Origin of the sequence: Paenibacillus sp. 1A_MP2 (assembly GCF_052244825.1) — a bacterium.
In the GTDB taxonomy this organism is placed as follows: domain Bacteria; phylum Bacillota; class Bacilli; order Paenibacillales; family Paenibacillaceae; genus Paenibacillus; species Paenibacillus vandeheii.
This window is the reverse complement of sequence record NZ_JBQQCS010000001.1, coordinates 5,648,696-5,663,562: the sequence shown is the minus strand read 5'-3', so window position 1 is coordinate 5,663,562 and position 14,867 is coordinate 5,648,696. Positions and strand designations below refer to the sequence as shown.

At 46.8% G+C, this 14,867-nt stretch carries 16 protein-coding genes and 1 pseudogene; 16 read left to right on the top strand and 1 reads right to left on the bottom strand.

Annotation, left to right across the window (positions count from 1 at the left end):
- Positions 1–83: 83 nt before the first annotated feature.
- The 16 genes and pseudogenes from ACTWJ7_RS27865 (at position 84) to ACTWJ7_RS27790 (ending at position 13,851) form a co-directional block, all read left to right on the top strand.
- Entirely contained in the window at positions 84–302 is a 219-nt protein-coding gene (locus ACTWJ7_RS27865; RefSeq protein WP_443146058.1) for a zinc ribbon domain-containing protein, read from the top strand.
- A gap of 88 nt (positions 303–390) precedes the next feature.
- Positions 391–670, top strand: a pseudogene (locus ACTWJ7_RS27860) (hypothetical protein).
- A 146-nt stretch (positions 671–816) separates the two neighbouring features.
- Entirely contained in the window at positions 817–1,239 is a 423-nt protein-coding gene (locus ACTWJ7_RS27855) for a thiol-disulfide oxidoreductase DCC family protein (protein WP_301879611.1), read from the top strand.
- A gap of 98 nt (positions 1,240–1,337) precedes the next feature.
- Complete coding sequence (locus ACTWJ7_RS27850) at positions 1,338–2,201, top strand: DUF6612 family protein (RefSeq protein ID WP_301879610.1); 864 nt, start codon at positions 1,338–1,340, stop codon at positions 2,199–2,201.
- Between the two features lie 273 nt (positions 2,202–2,474).
- Positions 2,475–2,858, top strand: coding sequence for a VOC family protein (locus ACTWJ7_RS27845; RefSeq protein ID WP_301879609.1), 384 nt, complete (start codon positions 2,475–2,477; stop codon positions 2,856–2,858).
- Between the two features lie 162 nt (positions 2,859–3,020).
- The gene (locus ACTWJ7_RS27840; RefSeq protein WP_301879608.1) at positions 3,021–4,244 is read left to right on the top strand and encodes a nucleotide-binding protein; all 1,224 of its coding nucleotides are present in this window, start codon (positions 3,021–3,023) and stop codon (positions 4,242–4,244) included.
- Between the two features lie 14 nt (positions 4,245–4,258).
- Positions 4,259–5,440, top strand: coding sequence for a CpaF family protein (locus ACTWJ7_RS27835; RefSeq protein WP_443146430.1), 1,182 nt, complete (start codon positions 4,259–4,261; stop codon positions 5,438–5,440).
- A 129-nt stretch (positions 5,441–5,569) separates the two neighbouring features.
- Positions 5,570–6,331, top strand: coding sequence for a type II secretion system F family protein (locus ACTWJ7_RS27830; protein WP_301879607.1), 762 nt, complete (start codon positions 5,570–5,572; stop codon positions 6,329–6,331).
- A gap of 12 nt (positions 6,332–6,343) precedes the next feature.
- The gene (locus ACTWJ7_RS27825; RefSeq protein ID WP_301879606.1) at positions 6,344–7,213 is read left to right on the top strand and encodes a type II secretion system F family protein; all 870 of its coding nucleotides are present in this window, start codon (positions 6,344–6,346) and stop codon (positions 7,211–7,213) included.
- 11 nt (positions 7,214–7,224) lie between these two features.
- Positions 7,225–7,419 (top strand): Flp1 family type IVb pilin, encoded by a 195-nt coding sequence (locus tag ACTWJ7_RS27820; protein WP_079350807.1) that lies wholly within the window; start codon positions 7,225–7,227, stop codon positions 7,417–7,419.
- A 1-nt stretch (position 7,420) separates the two neighbouring features.
- Positions 7,421–7,795 (top strand): TadE/TadG family type IV pilus assembly protein, encoded by a 375-nt coding sequence (locus ACTWJ7_RS27815; RefSeq protein WP_443146057.1) that lies wholly within the window; start codon positions 7,421–7,423, stop codon positions 7,793–7,795.
- Complete coding sequence (locus tag ACTWJ7_RS27810) at positions 7,792–8,073, top strand: hypothetical protein (RefSeq protein ID WP_443146056.1); 282 nt, start codon at positions 7,792–7,794, stop codon at positions 8,071–8,073. The genes ACTWJ7_RS27815 and ACTWJ7_RS27810 overlap by 4 nt, the downstream gene beginning before the upstream one ends.
- A 57-nt stretch (positions 8,074–8,130) precedes the next feature.
- Positions 8,131–10,281 (top strand): hypothetical protein, encoded by a 2,151-nt coding sequence (locus ACTWJ7_RS27805; RefSeq protein WP_301879604.1) that lies wholly within the window; start codon positions 8,131–8,133, stop codon positions 10,279–10,281.
- Between the two features lie 29 nt (positions 10,282–10,310).
- Positions 10,311–11,360: a pilus assembly protein gene (locus ACTWJ7_RS27800; RefSeq protein ID WP_301879603.1), complete on the top strand. Its 1,050-nt coding sequence runs from the start codon at positions 10,311–10,313 to the stop codon at positions 11,358–11,360.
- Positions 11,361–11,372: 12 nt separating this feature from the next.
- Positions 11,373–11,882: an A24 family peptidase gene (locus tag ACTWJ7_RS27795; RefSeq protein ID WP_079350803.1), complete on the top strand. Its 510-nt coding sequence runs from the start codon at positions 11,373–11,375 to the stop codon at positions 11,880–11,882.
- Between the two features lie 52 nt (positions 11,883–11,934).
- Positions 11,935–13,851 (top strand): DUF6382 domain-containing protein, encoded by a 1,917-nt coding sequence (locus ACTWJ7_RS27790; protein ID WP_301879602.1) that lies wholly within the window; start codon positions 11,935–11,937, stop codon positions 13,849–13,851.
- On the opposite strand, the gene ACTWJ7_RS27785 is transcribed toward ACTWJ7_RS27790, so the two are convergent.
- Complete coding sequence (locus tag ACTWJ7_RS27785) at positions 13,840–14,751, bottom strand: TIGR01777 family oxidoreductase (RefSeq protein ID WP_079350801.1); 912 nt, start codon at positions 14,749–14,751, stop codon at positions 13,840–13,842. The genes ACTWJ7_RS27790 and ACTWJ7_RS27785 overlap by 12 nt on opposite strands.
- Positions 14,752–14,867 lie beyond the last annotated feature (116 nt).

Here is a 14,867-nt window from a genome sequence, read left to right as displayed (position 1 = left end):
TAATCTACTCTTGCTTGATGTCATACATTCGAATGAGGGGGAACAATATTGAGTATTGAAGAGATGATAGAACGACGATTTGTATGTACCAAATGCAGGGGACGGACTGCAATATTAAGGAAGTGTCCATGTCAGGAGCTGGACTTAGCAAAATGTTCGATATTCAGCACAATCATTATCTCTTCGTCGCCTGTTCTTCCTGTGGATATGTTGAAGTATTCGATCCGGATGTGTTGAAAGGGAAAAACAGGGTCAGGTGGGTACCATTCTTGATATTCTATTTGGCGGGTAAATGTGCGTGAGTTGACATCGAACTAAAATTTCTTTAATATGACTTAGTACTAAGAAGTGTCATTGCATGAACCAAATTTGAATTAACAGGTGATATCCATGTCTTATAGACCGCGTATTGCAAATTTAGAACTAGCTAGTGGCAACAAGGAAGACGGATTGTATGAATTTAAAATGAAATTGGTAGACGGTACACAATGCCGTGTATTCTATCTCCCATTCCCCGGAATGGAAGCTGACCAATATCAGCCGTCTACAGAAAACGCCTTGTCCGGTATGTCGCAAAGATTTCATTTGCAAATGCATGGACCAGTGGGCTGGTGACCTTCATCAACAGATGATCGACGACCAATGGATGGAAAAGGCAATTGCCGAGTAATTGCCAAAACAGATACGAGCGTGGGCACAGAGCCTGCGCTCTTTTTCTTTTTTCGTTACACCTAAATAAAATGTAAAAAAAGCGACCGAGATAACTCGAAAACGGGTAATTTACTCTAATAGCACAACTATGAGGAGGCCACGATTATGACTGCAAATCAAACGGATCAGCATCAGGGACACCCGATTGTGCTTGTGGACGGAGTGTGTCATTTTTGCCAAGGCTTAACGAAGTGGATTATCAAGCGTGACCCGGAGGGGAAATATCATTTTGCATCACTTCAATCGGATGTAGCGAAAACATTGCTGGAGAAGGGCAATCTGTCCACAGACAGCATGGATACGTTTGTACTCATTGAGGATGGGAAATATTATACGCGTTCCACCGCAGCGCTGCGGCTGGCCAAAGGATTGAAATTCCCTTATCCATTATTGTACGGGCTAATTATTATACCGAAATTTATTCGCAATGCAATATATAACACGGTAGCTCGCAACCGATATCGCTGGTTCGGTAAAGATGAAGCGTGCATGCTGCCTACACCTGAAATGAAGGAGCGTTTCCTTTGAATAACTGAAGTGTAACATATTGTATCAGGGCGATTGATTAATAACGGGAATAATTGGGTAATGAGTACGGATCAATTCTATTTTGGGAGGCAAATAACTTGAAGAAGTGGACTACATTAATTATTGGGGCATTATTGGCAGTAAGCATGACCGCTTGCGGAAGCGATGCAGATAACAGTACAGCAACGCCGCCAGCTGGCAACGAAACGTCTAACGAGGGCAATACAACTGCGGAGCAGGAGACGAAGATCCCAACATTGGACGAGTTAATTGAAAAAACGAATGCAGCGACAAAAGACATGAAAAGCTTCACTACCGAAGCCAATATTGATCAAAATTTGAAGCTGGTGTCTGGCGAACAGTCCCAGGATCAACAGGTGAAAACATCGCTGAAGATGGATATCATCAAGGACCCGATGATGATCTATCAGGAGATGAAGATGGAAATGTCCGGACAGGAAGCGCAGAATGTGAAGCAGTATATCACTTCGGATCATATTTATTCCCAGGTGGGAGAGCAATGGGTCAAAATTCCTGACGATCAAACGAAACCATTGATTGAGCAAATGCAGTCAAGCATGAATCCGGAAGGTGAGCTGGAGCAATTCAAAAAGATTGCAGAGGACACCAAGATTACGGAAGAAGGCGACAACTATGTCATTAACGCTGATGTATCCGGTGATAACGTGAAGGAGCTGGCCAAAGCGGTCATGGAGCAAAACGGATCGGACGCCCAGACTCAAGCCATGCTTGATCAAATGAATATTACCAGCATGAAAATGAAATATATGATTAACAAAGAAACCTACCTGCCTGCAAGTACGGATGTCGACATGGTGATGGAGATGGAGCAGGAAGGACAGAAAATTTCGATGGACATGAAAATGACCAGCACGTTCTCCAACCATAATGGCGTGGAAGAGATCAAAATCCCGCAAGAAGCCTTGGATAGCGCTAAATAAGAAGCGAGCCGTTTGAGTGGGGTTCATATTCTCTGATGAGAATATAGCCTAGTTAAAGCTAAGCTACGGTGAGGTGGATTTTCTGGAGAAAGCACTTCAGAATATGAATTTGTGTGAACCGATAGGTTCGATGCATTTCATTCAGGGGTGTTTTTCTTTTTTTTGTAGCATTCTGGTCAGCGTTTAAGGTGTTATAGTATAGTCAATGTAAGCGATTCGATTTAGAGTTGATGGAAGTTGAGGGAAGGCTATTTCAGGCAGGAGGTCAAAGAAATGATTGAATATGCACATATCCACCATGTGAGTCTGGCTGTACGTGATCTTGAGGTTGCGAAAAAATTCTATTCCGGTTTGCTCCACATGCAGGAGATTGAACGGCCGCCTTTTAACTCCACAGGCACATGGTATGCCATTGGTGATCAACAGCTTCATCTGTTACAGCATCCGCAGGGACATACGCTTCGCACGGCTGGTATCGATACAACGGATGGACACTTTGCGATCTGGGTGAAGAGTTACAAGGAGACTTTGGCCTGGCTGGAACAGCAGGGAATTGAGTATGAGGCTAGACCAGATAGTGTTGCCGGTTTTTCACAGATATTTGTGTTAGACCCTGATCGCAATATTGTAGAATTTGATGCACCTTATCATTCTTGATCGGATTATCGTTTGAATAAATCCCTTGCTCCTCCAGAAATTGTATGCTATATTATCCATACATTCATAGCACGTGACGGAAGCACCGTCCATATACTGCATAATTTTTGCGGTTATTGGACGGTGCTTTTTTGTGCTTTTTTTGCAGGGAGGGAAGAAGAATTGATTGTTCTAAAGGCAGTGCTGGCTTCCAAAGACAGAGAGTATATCAGCGCATGGCTTGATTTTGTACAAGGCAGTTCGTCTGGCTCCAGTATACGTTTCACCGCTTTTTCACAATGGGAACCATTCAAAGACCATATGGACGAACAGGAAGGACGGGAACTGCCAGATCTGGTTATTGCGGAACCTGATTTTCTGAACAACTGGCTGAGTAACGGTGGCGAAACCTCGGGTGTCCCATGGCTGATGCTGAGTGAAGGACTGGATGAGGTGGATGAGGATAAACGGCTGATGAAATATCAACCATTGCCTGCCCTAATGGACGCTGTTCTCCATGCTTGTCGGCAGCCACGTCGGAAGAAGACTCATCGTCCGGGACAGGGGGCGCTCTCTATTGGAGTTGTATCAGCTTCCGGCGGGAGTGGCAAGACTGCGGTGGCGATGCATATGGCAAAGCAACTGGGGGTTGCGGGATATGCTGTTCTGTATCTCAATCTGGAGACGCTGGATAGCTCAATGCCGTTTCTGGAGAAGGGTCTGTCCAGAAGTGCACAGCTTATACCTGATGCAGAAACGGGGCTGTCACGTCTGCTTTATGATTTGAAGGTGGGCAGGAAGGAATCAGGCAAACAGGGACAGGTGCAATCTTCCTCCAAAGGAGTCGACGGATACGTGCTTCGTCACGAAGCGCTGAAGTCGGATGTATTCTGGCCATTATCGAATCGGAAGGAACTGTTGCAAATGTCCCGTGAGGATACGAAGAGCCTGATCCGGTATTTGGCGGACTGTGGGCAATATGATGTGCTCATTCTGGATGGGGACTCAGGCTGGGACGGGCGCAGTGAGGGGATTTTCGATGCTGCCGATGCATTTGTGTGGCTGGTTGAGGATGACATCTCTTCTATGCACCGCTGGGGTCAATGGATGCAGCATATGAAACGCACCAAACCGGATCTGTATGAAAGTGTAATTGACCGTGCCCGGTTCATTGTCAACAAGTATCGGGACAGCGTCATCAATGCCCTGCCAGGGCCTGATCTGCATCTGGATGCTGTGCTGCCGTATATCCCTTCCTGGAAGCAGCTGAGTCAGGAGGAAGTAATGCTCAGCTCACCGATCTTTCAACGGGAAGTGAAGAGACTATGCGCCATGATCGTGCAGGATGGAGACGAAGAACTGAAGCAGACGGGACGGATACAGAAGGGTGATGGGTGGTCATTATGACGGATTCATCCAAGATGATACTGGACCGTGAAGAGCAGTTTCAAATCATGCGTCGTGAGGTCAGAGCAGGTCTGGATTTAACATCCTCTGCTGGAGATGATGAACTGTGGCAGGGGATTGAGCGTAAAGTGCTCTCTGACCCGAAGCTGGATGATCTGACCTCCGGGGAGCGTCATACGCTGGTGCAACGGTTATTTGATTCCTTTCGAGGGCTGGATATTCTGCAGCCATTAGTGGATCATCCCGAAATTACAGAGATTATGATCAACAGCCACAGGGAGATTTTCGTTGAGCAGGAAGGTGAAGTGAGACAGATCACGTTGGAGTTTGAGTCCAGGGAACGACTGGAAGACATTATTCAGATGATTGTATCCGGGGTGAACCGGATTGTGAATGAGTCTTCTCCAATTGTGGATGCACGGTTGAAAGACGGGTCGCGGGTCAATATCGTGCTGCCTCCGATTGCGTTGAAAGGTCCGACCATGACGATTCGGAAATTCCCGAGTGAACCAATGAAGATGTCCGATCTGATTGATAAAGGTGCCTTGCATGAGGAAGCGGCAGAATTGCTGCAGCAGTTAGTGCGCAGCAAATACAATATTTTTATCGGCGGTGGAACCGGATCTGGGAAAACCACTTTCCTAAATGCATTATCTCAATTTATCCCGGCGGATGAACGGATCATTACCATTGAGGATTCTGCTGAATTACAGATTATCACGGTACCCAATCTGGTATCGCTGGAGACGCGGAATGCCAATACCGAGGGCAAGGGGCAAATATCCATTCGGGACCTGATCAAGTCATCCTTGCGGATGCGCCCGAATCGAATTGTTATTGGTGAGGTGCGGGGAGCAGAAGCGCTGGATATGTTACAGGCCATGAACACTGGACATGATGGCTCGTTGTCCACGGGACACGCAAATACGATCTCGGATATGATCAGCAGATTGGAGACCATGGTGCTCAGTGGAGCGGATCTTCCCATTGCAGTTGTCCGGCAGCAGATCAGCTCGGCCATTGATATCTTTGTACATTTATCCCGCTTACGGGACCGTTCACGTCGGGTGACCGAGATTAGTGAAGTGATTGGCATGCAGGACGGAGAAGTACTGCTGAATCCACTGTTTCGTTTTCAGGAGATCGAAGAAAAAGAAGGCAAAATTATTGGGGACTTGTTCAAGTTGGGACGCTGAGACAAGTGGACAAAATTCAGATGGCAGGGCTGGGAGACTGGCTGAGCGAGTACATAGAATGCAATAATGATAAGTTAATCAAATCGGGTAACAACGTAAATTAGTTGATTTTATTGGAAGGTGATGAATTTGGGCGAGGCCAGACAGGCGTTAACGGACTACACCGTATATACGCTATCCCAGAGACAGCGGATGGTCTGCATGCTGATTAGTGGTTTGTTGTTCTTTGGCGTCGGTATCCTGTTCTATCATCATTGGTTGGCCGGACTGATATTGGCTGCGGGGTGTATATGGGTACCGAAACATTGGACCAAAGTGCTGCTGGAACGCAGAAGAATGACACTCAGTTTACATTTTAAGCAGGCATTATATGCGTTGTCCTCCGCGCTGGCTGCGGGAAAATCAGTAGAGAACGGTTTTAAGGAGTCAGTAGAGGATCTGCGCATGCTGAATCCTGAGGCGGATACAGATCTCATTCGTGAATTCACTATTCTAAGGACGCGGATGGAGTATGGTCAGCCCATTGAAGAGGCACTGCAAGATTTCTCGGATCGCGCCAAAATTGAGGATATCACAAACTTTGCCGATGTGTTCATCACTTGTAAGCGAACCGGTGGAGACCTGGTCGAAGTGGTGAGGCGAACCTCTGCGGTGATTGGTGAGAAGCTGGATATTCAGCAGGATATCATGGTAGCGGTGGCGCAGAAAAAGTTTGAATCTAAAGTGATGTTTGCCGCTCCGTTTATTTTTCTGATTTTTCTGAACTTTACGGCCAAGGATTTTATGGAGCCGTTATATAGCGGGATGGGATATATGATCTCCAGCGGGGCATTGGCGTTACTTGCCTGCTGTTATTTGTGGATTACACGCATTATGGATATCAAAGTATAAGGAGCTGACACGATGCTGCTTCCCGTTATTTTCGGAGGGGTGCTCGGAACAGGGTGGCTGGTGCTTGATCGAACGCGAGGGCAGACCTACCGACATCTGCGCAAACTGGATATGGAAGGATTACGTCTGAAGAAGCTGCATGGCCCCTTTTTGTTTTTACTGGACAAGTTCGAGGTGGGCCGCAGATTGCCTGTAATCATGTTCCGCATGCAGCACGCCATTCAGAAAATGTATGGCATACAGCATAGTGGCGAGAAAACAATGCTCTACTGTGCTGAAATGCTGACTTATTCGTGGCTGATGTTGCTCGTAAGCTGCCTTTTGTCGCTCGTTGGGGATATGGGGCTTGGCGGCATGGTAGGTGGACTGGCATTGGGTGTTGCACTGCCCTTTGCACTATATAAAGACCTTAACACCAAAGTGCAGCGAAGAGATCAGGACATACTCATGGAGCTGCCGGAGTTATTGAACCGAATTGTCTTACTGGTTGGAGCAGGGGAAACGGTACAGCGTGCCATTGTTCACTGTGTAGCCAGTCAGGGAGAACGGGATCATCCCCTCTACAACGAGCTACGAAAGACGGTTGGGGATTGGAATAATGGTTATTCGTTTCAACAATCGTTTGAACAGTTCAGTCGTCGCTGTGGTGTGCAGGAAGTGACGATATTTACAACAACCGTGCTGCTGAATTTCCGGCGAGGGGGAGGTGACTTTGTACTGGCGCTGCGGGATCTGTCCCATGTGTTATGGGAGAAACGCAAGGCCGTTAGTCGGGCTAAGGGAGAACAGGCTTCTTCCAAACTGGTGTTTCCGATGGTGCTGATCTTTTTTTCGATTGTGGTGATGATTGGAGCACCGGCTTTTATGATGATGAATATGTAGGAGGAATTGGGATGCTGGACTTAATGAAAAGCAAGGTAACTGGATTTTGGAAGGAAGAGGATGGGCTTGGCACACTGGAGCTAATTCTGATCATCGGCGTTATTATCATTATTGCATTGATATTCAAGAATCAAATTTCAGCATTAATTACGAGCCTGCTTAGTAAAGTGGACACGAAAAGTAATGAATTTTTCCCGAGTAAGTAGATTGAAAAAGGAAGAAGGGAGCTTCACCATTGAAGCCTCCCTGGTCTTCCCTATCGTGTTGTTTATTCTCGTGTTGCTTTTATTTTTCTCCATGTACATGTATCAGAAGACATTTCTGAACCAGCATGCGTATGCAGCTTCTGAACGTGCAGCCTACAGCTGGGACAACAGCCACAAGCAGGCGATGACGGGTGAAGTTGTGGCTGGGGAACATGACAACTTGTACTGGAGATTGACCGATGATCGATTGCTCGGAGCACTGTTTGGTTGGGCGGAGCGGACAATGAGGTTATTGTTGCTGTACCGGCGGGAGAAGGCGGAAGCCTTTCGGAAAAGAAACTGTCCCAAGCGGCACAAGGCATGCCTTCTGGGATGAATGGAACGATTGAATACCAGAACTCGCTGATCCAGCGAAAAGTAACGACCAAGCTGGAGCAGGTGATTTCCTTACCGCTGCCTTCTTTTTTATTTGATTCAGGTAACAGTGTATTAACACAGGGATCATCTGCGGTTGTAGAGCCGACGGAATTCATCCGAACGGTGGATCTGGTCCGTTATTATGCAGCCAAATTCAAAGGCAAGGGAGGAGCCACAGCCAGTACTGCCGCTGAAGCAGGACAGGTTGTGCAGCATTTTGGCAAAACCAAAAAATGAGGAAAGGAGGAGGAAACGCTGTTCAGAAAAAAAGACGGTGAATCAGGAGCTGTAACCGTGTTCTTGATCTTGATTTTGGCTGGAATTTTTATGTTTGTTTCCATTTTCATTGATTATGCACGTATTGCTGCTTTCAAAGTACAGGCAGAACGAATGACGCATGCGGCGATGAGATCCGTGATGTCAGCCTATGACACGTCCCTGCGGGAGTATGGTCTGTTTGGATACGGTGACAGCAGTGGTGAGGCCATTATGGCCAAGGTGCTGAATGATAGTGTGAAGCCCTCGGCTGTAAAAGATGGATTTCCTATTTTGGATATCCAATGGGATACGACTTCACTGAGCATGGAGCGTGAGTTGGGCAGGTACGATATTTTCAATCGCCAGATTCAGGAGGATATGAAATATCGAGCGCCAGTTGATTTTACCCTGGAAGTAGTCAATCGTTTTAAGCCAATGTCGGAAGAGATGAAAGAAGCTGCTCATACCGTGGATTTGCTCAAAAAATTGCAGAAACTGTATGACAAACGTGAGGAGTTGCTGGACGAAGCAATAGCCAATCAGACGGAGTCGGCTGAAAAGCTGAAGGCTCTTCCGGCTTTGATCATGAACCCGCCTTCCTCTGCGATATACGATGAGATGCTGAGAGACACACCAGAGACAGCCGCTGAGGTAGCAGCACGATATGCGGATTATCTGAACAAGAAACAAATGGATGAAGGACTGCCCTTCAACCAGCAATCGTATATGCTGGAGCTGGCTCGTTATCGTACAGGCGCAGGGAGTGTGACGACAGGCATAAGCATGATCATACAGCCAGCAATGCAGGTTCACCAGACGAAATTGGAGGAAGCACAAGTCAAGATTGAAGAAGCTCGCAAGATCAATGAGGAAATGAAGCGGGTAATCGCCGAAGGGGAGAACCGTTCACAGAATGCCAGTTACGAAAAAGTTGGCAACTCAACGCTGCCTGGGACGAGCCCTCCGTCTACCGGATCGGGTAGTGAAGCGAAAAGTACACGCTCCCTTGCCTCGGAACTTGTAAGAGCTGACACGCTGTTCGATCAGTTAAACGCACGTATACGCTCGCAAAATTCGGATTTTACCAATGTCAGAAATGACAGCATGGAGCTTAATACGCAGCTTCGCACTGTTACGGTGATGAGTGGTGTTTCCATTAAACCAGCGGTTAGGCAGGCTAGTCAGGTAACGGAACGATACATGGACACTTACGTGAGAAGTGGACCCTCCAATGTCATTCTTCAAAGTAAACAGCAGCTGGAGAGCGGTCGCGGATCTGATGCCCAGCGTAAAGCAAATGACAAGGAATCCAAAGGGAAGTTGAAGGATGTTAAACGGATTTTGTCGCAGATTGAAAAGGGGAACTCCGGATCAACGGAAGCTTTCAAACAGCTGGAAGAGTACTACAACGCCAACATCGCTTTTAACAAAGCGAGCCGGGAGGAAGCCAAAAAGGCAGAGATTGCTGGCGATCCGTATGAATCTGGTGGTAACGCCATGAACGGAATGGACAGTTTATTCAGCGGCATGTCCGGTCTGCTGGATAGCCTTGGCGATGAATTGTTCCAGAATGAGTATGCACTGGCGTATTTTAATTCAATGGATTTTGGACAACTGTTCAACTGGACTGAAGGTAGCGGAGATTCTGGTGAAGTATTCAAACTGGAGAATCAGGAACTGGAATACATCGTCTATGGTTTTCATAATCCTTCGGGCAACATTGCTGCTGCATATGCGGAGATCTTTGGTATGCGTCTTGCCATTCGAACAGCAGAAGGATTAATTGAGAACAGCAAGCTCGGGAATCCGCTTCTTGTACTATCTGCTGCCATTTTATATGGAATTACAAACGCTATAGCAGATATGGTGAAATTGGCTAAAGACGGTAGTGTGGAATTGTCTAAATATATCAAAGTCAAGCTTACCTACAGGGATCATCTCCGTTTGTTCCTTTTAATGCATAGCAACAATGAACGCAAAATGTCCAGAATGTTGGCTTTGATCAGGTTAAATACGGGCGTGAACCCGGACGAGAAGCAGACCTATGCCTCGGGAAACATGCGCAGCAGTATCAAGCTGTGGTTTTTGCCGGGAGTCACCAGAAGTATAGGTGCTGTCATGGGTAGTGCTGACCAGGTAGAAGATGGGCGATTTTTCATTGATCGGAAGGCCGATTATTCCTATTAAATAATCCGGGTCGTTTCGGTGGAGGGATTATGGATAAGCAGCATCAGCAGGAAAAAGTTTTGGCATCTTTGCACAAACGACTAACAAGAATAAACAGACTGGAAAGATTGAAATTCCTGAATAAGCAGACACGTTTTCTCCAAAAGTTGCGTTCTCCAAAAAGGGAACAAGGCAGCATTGTTTTGGAAGCCTCACTGGTTTTGCCTGTATTTCTGTTCTTTGTCATGTTCCTGATTTATATCGTACAGATGACTTTAGTATCGACAGCGTTGCAGAGCACGGCAGGAGAAGCGGTAAAGCAGTTATCCACTAAAATATATCCGGTCTCTCTTGTATTCACGCCCTCTGATTCCGCTGGTAGTGGAGGCTCGGAGGGTGGATGGAAAATACCTGAGCTGTCACTGACGGAATGGGCCGAAGAGTATGCCTCTTCACTACCAGAACCGCTAAGCGATTGGGTGCGTGCTGCAGCTGCCAGAGGTGAACAACCGTTACAGGAGATCAAGACATCCGTACTTGAGACCGTGCTTGATCCGACTGTTAAACCGCTACTTCAGCCATTTATTAATACTTCTGTGCTGGATATTGAACGTGTTCATGTTAACGGTATTTCCATACCTGATCTCAAAAATAAAACGAATCCGTACTTCCGGCTTGAACTGAGCTATGAATTGCCTGTTAAAGTCCCCTTCCTAGGAAAATCTTTACGCATTCAAGCGGCAGCAGCAGAACGGGTATGGATCGGAGATACCGGAGAAGGTTCCAGCAGCAGTGGAGGAGACGCGGATTCCGCAGGAGCTGCAACCATTTTATCCAAACCGGATCCGGCATACATAGGCAACAATGCGACGATTAAGGTTAAAGTGGAGCCCGGAGCTACAGCGAACTTGACGATATTTTACAAGTCCGGAGAAAGTTCGGCCAAGCATATTGGATGGGCGACTGCCGATGAAAATGGTGTGATCGAGTGGAATTGGTTTGTAGGAACACGTACAACGGAGGGCACATGGACGTTTGTTGTGGAGACAGCGGATGGTGCCAAGACGGTTACTGAGTTTAATGTAGCTTCCAGAAAATAATTAAAGGAGATGATGGAGGTGCAGTGGTTTTACCTGGCCTGTGGTCTTTATGTGATTGCAGCTTTTGTTACAGATGTTCGTTCGATGAAAATTCCAAATCGTTTAACTTTACCAGTGACTGTCATGGGAGTACTTGCCCATATTATCTGGGGAGGATGGGAGGGGGTTCTGTTCTCAGCAGCCGGGTTCGCGGTTGGGTTCGGTGTGCTGTTCCTAATGTATATGATCGGTGCAGTGGGTGCCGGAGATGTGAAATTGTTTGGAGGCATTGGCGCCTGGACTGGGCTGGCCTTCGGCGTTCACGTTATTATTTACTCCGTTTTGTACGCAGGGGCAATTGGATTAGTCATTCTCTTGTTCCGCAGGGATTCAGCGAAGCGGGTACGGGCCATGGCAGGAAATCTTGCTGGTTTCTTCATGCTCGGTTCGCTCAAGCTGGTCAATCAGGAAAAGACATTAAAGTTTCCTTTTATGCTGGCTGTATTGCCCGGATTCATTAGCGCCTATCTCTACATGTCTTAATAAGATGTAGGAATTGTGGATTATAGCTTGTTAACGGAAAGAGAGGATTGACATGTATGGATTAACGAGAGATTTCATTCGAAACGGCGGATCGTTTATGGTTTTGGAGAAAGCGGAAGGGCTGCGTATGGACGAACTGAGCCGTGTGCAGATGGGTATGCTGTCTTCCAATCAAATTCCAAGGCTTCTTCCCGTTCATATCCGCGAGGTGGATCGAAATGTAACGTTACAGTATGACATTTCAGGGTATAAGATGTTACCTCAGATGTTAAAGGCAGGAAAAATCAAATTGCGCGTATTATATGGTCTATTGTTTCAGTTGGCAGACACATTTACGGAATGTAGACAATATATGTTGGATTCACGTAAATTACAGATTCAGGAAGAGTACATATTTATTAATGGTTCACTGGAAATAGGAGAACTTGGATTGGTATACATCCCGATTGTCGATGCGGTTGAGGTTGATCCGACCCCTCAGCAATTCCGCGAACTGGTTATCCGGCTAATGGCCCATGTTCAGGAACTCCAAGGCGAAGGGATTCAGCGTGTCCTCCAGCTATGTGACAGTGAACAATGGGATATCAGACAGCTGCGTGAACTTTTGCTTGAATTATATGCAGATGAGCAGAGTGGTTCAGGCCAGGCATCGTTTATGTCTTCGCGTGGGTCATCCGGGTCAACTGACAGTGAGTTAGGAATGCCAATCTCTGCAATTCCAGAGCGGGGAAATGAGCCGTTTTCAAAGAGAAGTGGGCAAGATCATCAGTATCGTCAATCGGATGGAAATAGTGAAGCTGAGCAGCAATTGAAATCATTCCAGCAACCACGAGTAACTACTATAGAGGATGACAAACCGCCTAACAAACACTTTTCAGGATTTTCCGGCAGACGTTCACCGATAGAGTCTTCATTGCAATCAAAAGGTGTTACGAATCCGTCACAGCGCCAAACATTTGATTCATTACAGGACGATGACATGGAAAAGGACGAAAAGCAAGCATCCTCCAAAACGACTTATATCCTTCTGGGCTGTATGATTGCCATGGCGCTGGTATGGAGATTCATCTATATGGAACAACCGGGTCAGACACAAATGATTCTATCCGCAGCATTAAGTGCTGGGTTGCTTGGTATCGCGGGTTGGGCGTGGGTGACTAAAGGGGAATTCGAAAATTCGAAATCCAATCTGCTACGCAAAAAGATTCCGAATGAAGAATATGCAGATGGCGAATTGCAGGAGGGCTCATCGAATAGGCGATCTGCTTTATTCGGCTTGGGCAGAGGCAAAGATAAACAAAAGGAAAGCGAAGAAGAGATGTTTCAGGAGAGCTGGCGTTGGAACGCATCTGAAATGTCACCAGAAGGTAATGCATATGCACAAGGTTACACGAGTAAACAGAGGTCTGGTGATATGCAGAGTCAAAGTGCTCAATCAGAGCGGGGGCATTCTTTTGAATCCAGGTCACCTGTAGCAGGGAATTCTCGCTTTCAAAATCTGCATATACCATCCGAGGCTTCTGATGAACCTTTCGTTCAGCATGCTATCGAAGCCACTGCTGCAACATCGGAGCTCTTCCATCATCATGCGGCGGCTGATGCAACTGTAAACTTGCAAAGTGTTGCTGGCGGAAGCATTACAGGAGCAGGTCCAGTTGCACCTTCTTTTTATCTTGAACGCAGGTCAGCAACAGGGGACAAAAATGAACGGATGGATGTCTGTGGAGCATCGTTTGTTATTGGCCGATCGGCGGACATGGTCCAGTGGGTAGATTCAGCAACCGGTGTGTCCCGTGCTCATGTGGAATTGAGCCGGAACAAATCGGGCTATGTCATTAAGGATTTGGGTTCTGTGAATGGAACCATTCTCAAGGGCAATGTCCTTGCTCCGTACAAGGAATATCCACTGGAAGATGGAGATACCTTTACGTTGGCTGAGTCTGTTTACACGTATCGATCAGTCGGATAGACCCCGGTGTTTCAGATCTTCCAGTGCTTCGGTCAATGTAGGGAAGGTAAACTGGAATCCGTGATCCAACGCTTTTTGCGGGATAACCCGCTGTCCCTGAAGCAGCACGACAGAGAGTTCTCCAACCAGTGTTTTGATCAGAATTCCGGGTACGGGGAACCAGTGTGGACGATGATACACCTTACCTACCGTGCGTCCGAATTCATCGTTGGTTACCGGGTTGGGCGAAGAGGCGTTCACCGGACCGGAGATTTCTTTATTTTGGATTGTGAAATCAATCAAACGCACAATATCCATAATGTGAATCCAACTGGTCCACTGTTTGCCACTTCCCACCCTGCCCCCAACACCAAGCATATAAGGCAGTTTCATTAATGGAAAAGCCCCTTTTTTATGACCAAGTACGAGGCTAACGCGGATTTTTACAAGTCTCACATGTTTGATGGCATCAGCAGCAACTTCCCATTGTTCAGAGACACGGGATGGGAAATTCATCGATTTATGTGGGCTGTTCTCATCAAATGTTTCTGTGGGAGAGGTGCCATAGATTGCCATGGCAGATGCCTGTACGACCACCTCCGGTTTGTGCTCCAGTGAATCTACCAATTTGGCTACGCGAGCTACAGTAGTCACTCTGGATTCAACGATCTCCAGTTTCGCCTTGGTTGTCCAACGTTGATTCAACGTTTCCCCGGCAAGATTCACCAAGGCATCCATTCCTTCGAGCAAATGAGGCTGCTCCTCCACCTGTTCCCAAGAGATATAGGTAAGATTTTGGCTGGGATTATGTAAATTCGGCAGTTTGCGTGTAATAACTTTCACATGATGGCCTGCCTGAAGCCAGTAATCAACGAGCGCTCCTCCGACAAAACCGGTACCTCCACAAATCGCAATCTTCATCTTGGCGACCTCCTTGTTATTTTGACTGTACTGACATGTATTACTGGATCGACAAACAGCCCCGATGGTAAGCACTGCCTTGCTGAGGATGACTTACCTGACGGAGCATGTTTGCA

Bases quoted from the DNA above. Each gene is read 5' to 3' on its own strand.
- ACTWJ7_RS27845 (WP_301879609.1), top strand. From the start codon at position 2,475: ATGATTGAATATGCACATATCCACCATGTGAGTCTGGCTGTACGTGAT.
- ACTWJ7_RS27785 (WP_079350801.1), bottom strand. From the start codon at position 14,751: ATGAAGATTGCGATTTGTGGAGGTACCGGTTTTGTCGGAGGAGCGCTC.
- ACTWJ7_RS27835 (WP_443146430.1), top strand. From the start codon at position 4,259: ATGATACTGGACCGTGAAGAGCAGTTTCAAATCATGCGTCGTGAGGTC.
- ACTWJ7_RS27820 (WP_079350807.1), top strand. From the start codon at position 7,225: ATGCTGGACTTAATGAAAAGCAAGGTAACTGGATTTTGGAAGGAAGAG.
- ACTWJ7_RS27810 (WP_443146056.1), top strand. From the start codon at position 7,792: ATGAATGGAACGATTGAATACCAGAACTCGCTGATCCAGCGAAAAGTA.
- ACTWJ7_RS27825 (WP_301879606.1), top strand. From the start codon at position 6,344: ATGCTGCTTCCCGTTATTTTCGGAGGGGTGCTCGGAACAGGGTGGCTG.
- ACTWJ7_RS27795 (WP_079350803.1), top strand. From the start codon at position 11,373: ATGGAGGTGCAGTGGTTTTACCTGGCCTGTGGTCTTTATGTGATTGCA.
- ACTWJ7_RS27790 (WP_301879602.1), top strand. From the start codon at position 11,935: ATGTATGGATTAACGAGAGATTTCATTCGAAACGGCGGATCGTTTATG.
- ACTWJ7_RS27865 (WP_443146058.1), top strand. From the start codon at position 84: ATGTACCAAATGCAGGGGACGGACTGCAATATTAAGGAAGTGTCCATG.
- ACTWJ7_RS27855 (WP_301879611.1), top strand. From the start codon at position 817: ATGACTGCAAATCAAACGGATCAGCATCAGGGACACCCGATTGTGCTT.
- ACTWJ7_RS27800 (WP_301879603.1), top strand. From the start codon at position 10,311: ATGGATAAGCAGCATCAGCAGGAAAAAGTTTTGGCATCTTTGCACAAA.